Origin of the sequence: Pseudomonas sp. CVAP#3 (assembly GCF_018986375.1) — a bacterium.
Taxonomy (GTDB): Bacteria; Pseudomonadota; Gammaproteobacteria; order Pseudomonadales; family Pseudomonadaceae; genus Aquipseudomonas; species Aquipseudomonas helvetica.
This window is the reverse complement of the sequence record NZ_JAHMSC010000036.1, coordinates 1-8,052: the sequence shown is the minus strand read 5'-3', so window position 1 is coordinate 8,052 and position 8,052 is coordinate 1. Positions and strand designations below refer to the sequence as shown.

Annotated in this window: 4 protein-coding genes; 1 reads left to right on the top strand and 3 read right to left on the bottom strand. The window is 59.8% G+C overall.

What is annotated here, in order from left to right; translation table 11 throughout:
• Positions 1-120: 120 nt before the first annotated feature.
• Genes KRR23_RS28790 through KRR23_RS28780 form a run of 3 tightly spaced genes read right to left on the bottom strand, consistent with a single transcriptional unit; the run spans position 121 to position 5,024 of the window.
• Positions 121-1,488, bottom strand: coding sequence for an HlyD family type I secretion periplasmic adaptor subunit (locus tag KRR23_RS28790; RefSeq protein WP_216745208.1), 1,368 nt, complete (start codon positions 1,486-1,488; stop codon positions 121-123).
• Entirely contained in the window at positions 1,478-3,634 is a 2,157-nt protein-coding gene (locus KRR23_RS28785; protein WP_216745207.1) for a type I secretion system permease/ATPase, read from the bottom strand. Before KRR23_RS28785 ends, KRR23_RS28790 begins: the two co-directional genes overlap by 11 nt.
• A gap of 37 nt (positions 3,635-3,671) precedes the next feature.
• Positions 3,672-5,024 (bottom strand): TolC family outer membrane protein, encoded by a 1,353-nt coding sequence (locus tag KRR23_RS28780; RefSeq protein WP_216745206.1) that lies wholly within the window; start codon positions 5,022-5,024, stop codon positions 3,672-3,674.
• A gap of 354 nt (positions 5,025-5,378) precedes the next feature.
• On the opposite strand from KRR23_RS28780, the gene KRR23_RS28775 reads away from it, so the two are divergent.
• Positions 5,379-8,052, top strand: a 2,674-nt coding sequence (locus KRR23_RS28775; protein WP_216745205.1) for a retention module-containing protein, incomplete at its 3' end; no start/stop codon positions are given.

Below are 8,052 nucleotides of genomic sequence, written 5' to 3'. Positions count from 1 at the left end.
AGTTTTGCTTGCTCTGTGTACTTCCCCATGACACCCCCAAAGGTTGTGTCCAACATTTGGGGGTCAGTTCAGAACGTGGGAACGATGATCGATCATCGATGCCATCAGCCCTACCGGAAACTAACGCTCGTGCAGCGCCTCTGCCCGTGCCTTGATGATCGGCTTGAGCAGATAGCTGAGGATGGTCTTCTTGCCAGTGATGATGTCCACCGAGGCGACCATGCCCGGAATGATCAGCAAGGGTTTTTCATCGGTGCCCAGGTGACTGCGGTCAGTGCGCAGCTTGATCATGTAGTAGGTGGTTTTCTTGTCTTCGTCAGTGATGGTGTCGGCGCCGATCTGCTCCAGCTTGGCTTTCAGGCCGCCATAGATGGTGTAGTCATAGGCCGTGAACTTGACGATGGCTTCCTGGCCCGGGTGCAAAAACGCGATGTCTTGCGGACGAATCTTCGCCTCCACCAGCAGGGTGTCATCCAGCGGCACGATTTCGACCATGTCGCTGCCGGGCTGGATCACGCCACCGATGGTGTTGACCAGCAGCTGCTTGACGATACCGCGCACCGGCGAGGTCACCAGTGTCCGGCTGACGCGGTCTTCCAGCGCCTTGCCGGTCGCCTTCGCCTTGTTCAGGTCGGTGCGGGCCTCGTTGAGCTGAGTCAGCGCCTCACTGCGGAACTTGCCACGGGTCTCGTCGATCTTGCGCTGCACTTCCTTGATCGCCGACTCGGCACGCGGGATCGCCAACGTGGTGGCATCCAGTTGGCCACGGGTTTCGACTTCAGCGCGCTTGAGCCGCAGCACTTCCACCGGCGATACCGCGCCTTGAGCCACCAGCGGCTCCGACATGTTGATTTCCTGACGTTGCAACGCCAGACCGCTGCGGTACTGCGCCTGCTTGGAGGTGAATTCGCGCAGCTCCTGTTGTTTCTGGATTAGTTGCTCCTGCAGGCCGCCGACTTCATCGTGCAATTGCTGGCGACGGCTCTCATAGAGTGATTTTTCGCTGGCGGCCTGACCGGGCACAGCTTTCATTGCGTCGTCAGGAAAGCTCAGCGGGCGGTCGTCGACTTCCGCGCTCAAGCGTTCCACGCGCAGCAACATCGACAAACGGTCGGCTTCGGTTTCGCCGACGTTGGACTGAAAGCGCGTGTCATCCAGGCGAATCAACGGCGCACCGGCTTCGACGATTTGCCCTTCGCGAACGAAGAGTTCTGCGACGATACCGCCCTCCAGGTTCTGGATTTTCTGAAGTTTGGAGGATGGAATCGCCTTGCCATCGCCTTTGGTGACCTCATCGATCACCGCAAAGTTGGCCCACAGCAGCAGGAACAGAAAGAAGCCGATGATGGCCCAGATGGTCAAGCGGACCACCCGCGGGGCGTCTTCGATCAGCGCCTTGTTCACCTCGGGCAAGGGTTGGCCTTGCAGCGATTCTGAGCCTTTGAAGTAGCGGCGGATCGAGTCGCGCATTCCGGACTTAAGCAACACTGATCTGCCCCTTCTTCAACGCTTCCATCACCGAGGCTTTTGGACCATCGGCCAGAATTTGCCCGCGATCGATCACCAGCAACCGATCGACCAGCGACAGCAATGAAGCCCGGTGCGTCACCAGCACCACGGTCTTGTTCTCTACGACGGCTTGCAGGCGTTGCTTCAAGCGTTCTTCACCGGTGTTATCCATGGCGCTGGTCGGTTCGTCGAGCAGCAGGATCGGCGGATTGAGCAGCAGGGCACGGGCCAGGGCCACGTTCTGACGCTGACCGCCGGAGAGGTTTTGCCCGCGTTCGCCGACTTGCAACTCGTAACCTTGTGGGTGCAAACGGGCGAACTCATGCACGCCGGCCAGTTCAGCAGCCTGCAGAACAAGTTCGTCTTCCATGTAGCGGGCGCCGGACACCAGGTTGTCGCGCAACGTACCGGCGAGCAACTGGATGTCCTGCGGTACATAGCCGATGTTGTGGCGCAATTCGCTGACATCGATCTGCCGGATATCCACGCCATCCACCAGCAACGCGCCATCGTCCGGCTGATACAGGCCGACCAGCAGTTTGGCCAGCGAGCTCTTGCCCGAGCCGCTGCGGCCGATGATGCCGATCTTTTCACCCGGTTTGATGATCAGGTTAATGTTCTTCAGCGCCGGATTCTGCTGACCCGGGTAGGTGAAGCTCAACTGACGACACTCGATGCCACCCTGCAGGACTTTGCGGCTCAGCGGGCGCTCTTCGAAGTTGCGCTCTTGCGGCAGTTCCATCATCTGGTCGACCGAGGTCATGGTGACCCGCGCCTGCTGATAACGGGTCAGCAGACCGGACAACGACGCCAGCGGGCTGAGGGCCCGACCACTGAGCATGTAGCAGGCGATCAGGCCGCCCATGCTGAGGTTGCCGGCAATGATCTGGTAAACCCCGAAGACGATCATGATCACCCCCGCCAGTTGCTGGATCAGCAAGGTGATGTTCATCGCCAGGCCGGAGAGCATTTTCACCCGCAGCTCGAGGCGGCTGAGGGTCCCGATAGTCTGCTCCCACTGGTACTGACGCTCGCTTTCAGCGTTGTTGACCTTCACCGCATCAAGCCCGGCGAGGGTTTCGATCAGGCTCGACTGGCGCTCGGCCCCCAGCGCCATGGTTCGCTCCATGGTCGCCACCAGCGGCTTCTGCAACGCGTAGCCGATCAGCAGGGCAATCGGGAACGCCAACACTGGAATCCACACCAGGTGCCCGCCCAGCAGGGCGATCACCAGGAAAATCAGCAAGGTGAACGGTAGGTCGATGAGGCTGGTCAGGGTCAGCGAAGCGAGGAAGTCGCGCAGGCTCTGAAATTCGTGGATGTTCTGGGCGAAGCTGCCGACCCGCGCCGGGCGGTACTTCATGGCCATGCCGACGATCCGCTCGAACAGCGTCGCGGAAATGATCAGGTCGGTTTTTTTGCCGGCCAGGTCCAGGCACAGACTGCGCAGGCTTTTAAGGACCAGGTCGAACAGGTAAGCCCCGGTGATGCCGAGAGCCAGCACCCACAGGGTCGCTTCGGCCTGGTTCGGTACCACGCGGTCGTAGACGTTCATCACGAACAGCGGCGCGGCCATGGCGATGATGTTGATCAGGAAACTCGCGGCGATGGCGTCGACATACAGCCAGCGCGAGCGCTTGAGGGTATCGCGGAACCAGGAGCGAGCACGCGGGATCAGCGTGCCGTGGTTCACGTCGAATTTATGTTGAGGCTGGGCGAAAAATGCTTGCCCGGTGTAATCGTCAGCCAGCAGTTCGCGGCTGACGTGAACTTCACCGCCATCGCTTTCACTGAGCAGCAGACGCGCCTGGTCATCGCCGAGCCAGCCCAGCAGCACGGCACTGCGACCATCCTTGAGCAGCAACAGTGCCGGCATGGCAATCGCCGGAATTTGCGCCAGCTTGCGTTGCAGCACCCGCCCTTGCAGGCCGGCGCGGGCCGCCGCACGCGGGAGCAACTCGACGCTCAGGCGCTGTTTGGGCAATGGCAGACCGGTGGTCAGCATCGCCGCGCTCGCCGGTTTCTGGTGCAGCGTGCAGAGGGCTAGCAGGCCGTCCAGTAACGGATCGTCGTGCAACGCGCGTGGATCATGACGGAGATGAACTCGACTGGCTTCTGATTCCACGCTTGGCACTCTTGGCTAACTAACTAGAAGGATCTGCTCAATTCATGCCGGGCAGTTGGACCTTGGTCTTCACATCGTTCGACACGACGGAAGCCATGGGTGCAACTACACCCTGACTTTTGAGCAATTCGCCCATGGTCGCCTTGATTCGATATTGAGTAAATAACTGAATGTTTTTGATATCCGCCAGACGACGGGAAGCGGTAAACAGTTCGTTCTCGCTGTCGAGCAAGTCGAGCAAAGTACGTTGACCCAAGCTGAACTGTTGCTGATACGCGGTGCGCACGGCACTGCTGCGATCGACATATTGCTGAGCGATCGGCACTTGGGCGTTGGCGTTGTTCAGGGCATTCCATGCCAGGCCCAACTCTTCGTTCAACACGCGCAAGGCGTTGTTGCGGATATCCAGCGCCTGGTTCGACAGATAAGACTTGGATTCCAGGTCAGCTTTGTTGCTGCCACCGGAATACAGGTTGAAGCGCATGCGCAACATGGCCTGCCATTCATTGTTATGACCGACCATGCCATCCAGATTATTGTCGGCGGTGCGGCCCAGTTCGGCATCGAAACGTGGGTAGAACGTCGACTTGGCAGCATCGTACTGCTTCTCGGCCGCGGCAATATCGGACTCGGCGGAACGCAGTACCGGGCTGTTTTCGAGCATTTGCTGGCGGGCTTCATTCAGGTTCGCCGGCAGCAGCGCAAGGAAGGGTGCCGGACGCTCCAGTTGATCGGGCATCTGACCCACGGCGCTGAGGAAGTTGGTCTCGGCGTCCGCAAGATTGGTCTGCTCAGTGATCAGGTTGTTGCGGGCCTGGGCCATACGCGCTTCGGCCTGATCGAGGTCGGCACCGCTGCCCACGCCACGCGAGGTGCGCAGTTTGATCTGGTCAAAAATCCGTTCGTGGCTCTTCAGGTTCTCTTCGGCCAAGCGCACGAACTCGCGACGGGTCAGCACGTCGAGGTAAACTTGGGCCACAGTCAGTGCCGTGCGCTCGGAAGTCCCCAGCAATGAATAGGCGCGGGAGTTAACGGTGGCTTGTTGACGCCCGACTTCGCTGGATGTCGCAAAACCGTCAAACACCATTTGCTGCAAACGCACGCTCGACTCGCCGCGGTTCAAGGTTTCCCAATGATTGTTGCCGGCGCCAGCACGAGTGGTCGGGTTGTCAGTGCCTTCACGACCATACCCCCCAAGCAGATCGACCTTTGGCAGGTAGCCACCCTGAGCAGCTCTGAGCTGATAGTCCGCGGAAAGGCGACTGTTCACGCCAGCCTGGATTTCCGGGTGGACATCCAGTGCTTGTTGCATGGCTTGAGGCAGGGTTTGAGCTTGTACAAAACTGGCAGCAAGAACAAATGGTAGAGCCTTGAACAGGTGTGAGCGCATATAAGAATTTCCCTGGACTTCTTGTCTCAAATCACAGCAGATCGCAGTGCTGCGACGGAAAATGGCAACCGAAATGACCGTATGTCGGAAAGTTAAAAACCAGAACTGGGTCACACGCTGCCGGCAGGTCGTCACACAAATATCAATGTGACATTACCGGGGCGATTGTTTAGGATGGCACCCAGAAGGTCAATAGTTTGGCACAAAGTTAATCGCGAAAAAAACAAGCCAAATTATTGACGCGGTAGCGTCAAATTAATGCGCCCCACTTTGAAAGTACGTCCAGACTGAATTGGCAGACGGCCTCTTCAGGTCTATGGAAGCCTACTGAACGGAACACTTGGAGAGTCCTCAATGAGCAGTGTTGTTGCCATCGTCAAAAGCATTGTTGGTCAAGTTTTCGCGGTGTCCCCGGAAGGCATCAGACGTGTGCTGATTGAGGGTGACCGACTGTTCACGGGTGACCAGCTCGATACCGGTCCGACGGGCGCGGTGACGCTTGAACTGGCCGACGGTCGCACGTTGGACCTGGGCCGTGATACCCAGTGGAGCGGCAGCGCTCCGGACTCCAGCACTGACTTGGCACAAGCCACTGCGCAAGCCGCGCCTTCGGTAGCAGAACTGCAACAAGCCATCCTCGCGGGCGTCGACCCGACCACTGATATAGAAGCCGCCGCCGCAGGCCCGACTGCAACAGGCACGGGTGGTGCTGCTGGCGGAGGCCACAGCTTCGTGGCACTGGACGAAACAGCTGCCCGCGTAGCCCCGACCATTGGTTTTCCGACCGCAGGCATTGGTGCAACTACTTCCGCCGCCGACGTCACTACGGGTGGCCAGAACACCAATAACGGCACCAACGTGCTGGTTGGCTCGACCCTGAGCCTCAGTGCTACATCGACCATCACCGAAGCCGGTGGTGTGCTGGTTTACACCGCAAACGTCACCCGGGCGCCGCTGACTGACCTGAGTATCACCCTGTCCAATGGCTCGGTCATCGTCATCCCGGCCGGCCAGGTCAGCGGCAGCGTCAATGTTCCGCTGGCACCGAATGACAATGTCTACAACGACCCGCACCAGATCACCGTCAATGTCACCGGCACCACCGGTGGCGGCGGCCTGGTGCTGACCGTCGATCCGACGCCCGCCGTCACACAGGTCACTGACACGATTGATACCACCACCGTCACCCTGACGGCAGGCTCGACCATCACCGAAGGCGGTCAGATCACCTACACCGCAACCTTGACCAACCCGGCGCAAACGCCGGTCACCGTGACCCTGTCCAACGGCTCGACCATCACCATCGAAGCCGGCAAAACCACCGGTACGGTGAACGTCGACACCCCGGCGAACGATGTTTACAAAAACGGCAGCACGGTCAGCACCACCATCACCGGGGCTACCGGTGGCAACTTTGAAAACCTGGTGCCAAGCACCACACCAGCCGTTACCACGATTACCGATTCGATCGACAATACCGGGTTGAGCCTGACGGCGACCGGTTCGGTTACCGAAGGCGGTCAGATCACCTACACCGCGACCCTGAGCAATCCGGCCGGCACCGCCATGAGCGTCACGCTCAGCAACGGCGCCGTGATCAACATCGAAGCCGGTAAAACCACCGGCTCCGTGGTGGTCGACACTCCGGCCAACGACGTCTACAAGAACGGCAGCACCGTCAGTACCACCATCGAAAGCACTACCGGCGGCAACTTCGAACAGTTGACCCCGAGCAGCACGCCGGTGGTCACCACGATCACCGATTCGATCGATAACACCGGGCTGACGCTCACCGCCAACAACGCCATTACCGAAGGTGGCCAGATCACCTACACCGCGACGCTGAGCAATCCGGCCGGTACCGCGATGAGCGTCACCCTGTCGAACGGCGCGGTGATCAACATCGAGGCCGGCAAAACGTCCGGTTCCGTGGTGGTCGACACCCCGGCCAACGACGTCTACAAAAACGGCAGCACCGTCAGTACCACCATCGAAAGCACCACTGGCGGCAACTTCGAACAACTGACCCCGAGCACCACTCCGGCCGTTACTACGATCACCGATTCGATCGACAACACCGGCCTGAGCCTGACGGCGAATGGTTCGGTGGTTGAAGGTGGGCAGATCACCTACACCGCCACGCTGAGCAACCCCGCGGGCACACCGATGACCGTCACGCTGTCGAATGGCGCCGTAATCAACATCGAAGCCGGTAAAACCAGCGGTTCGGTGGTGGTCGATACCCCGGCCAACGATGTCTATAAAAACGGCAGCACCGTCAGCACCACCATCGAGAGCACCACCGGTGGCAACTTCGAGCAGCTGACCCCAAGCACCACCCCAGCCGTTACGACGATCACCGATTCGATCGATAACACCGGGCTGACGCTCACCGCCAACAACACCATTACCGAAGGCGGCCAGATCACCTACACCGCCACGCTGAGCAACCCGGCGGGCACACCGATGAGCGTGACCCTGTCGAACGGCGCGGTGATCAACATCGAAGCCGGCAAAACCACCGGCAGCGTGGTGGTCGATACCCCGGCCAATGACGTCTACAAAAACGGCAGCACCGTCAGCACCACCATCGAAAGCACCACGGGGGGCAACTTCGAGCAGTTGACCCCGAGCACCACCCCGGCCGTCACCACCATCACCGACTCGATCGACAACACCGGCCTGACGCTCACCGCCAACAACACGATTACCGAAGGCGGTCAGATCACTTACACCGCGACGCTGAGCAATCCGGCCGGTACCGCGATGAGCGTCACCCTGTCGAACGGTGCCGTGATCAACATCGAGGCCGGCAAGACCAGCGGCTCGGTGGTGGTCGACACCCCGGCCAACGACGTCTACAAAAACGGCAGCACCGTCAGCACCACCATTGAAAGCACCACTGGCGGCAATTTCGAGCAGTTGACCCCGAGCACGACGCCGGCGGTCACGACGATCACCGATTCGATCGATAACACCGGCCTGAGCCTGACGGCGAATGGTTCGGTGGTTGAAGGTGGGCAGATCA

Excerpts from the sequence above, each read along its gene's own strand:
- KRR23_RS28780 (WP_216745206.1), bottom strand. The coding sequence starts at position 5,024 with ATGCGCTCACACCTGTTCAAGGCTCTACCATTTGTTCTTGCTGCCAGT.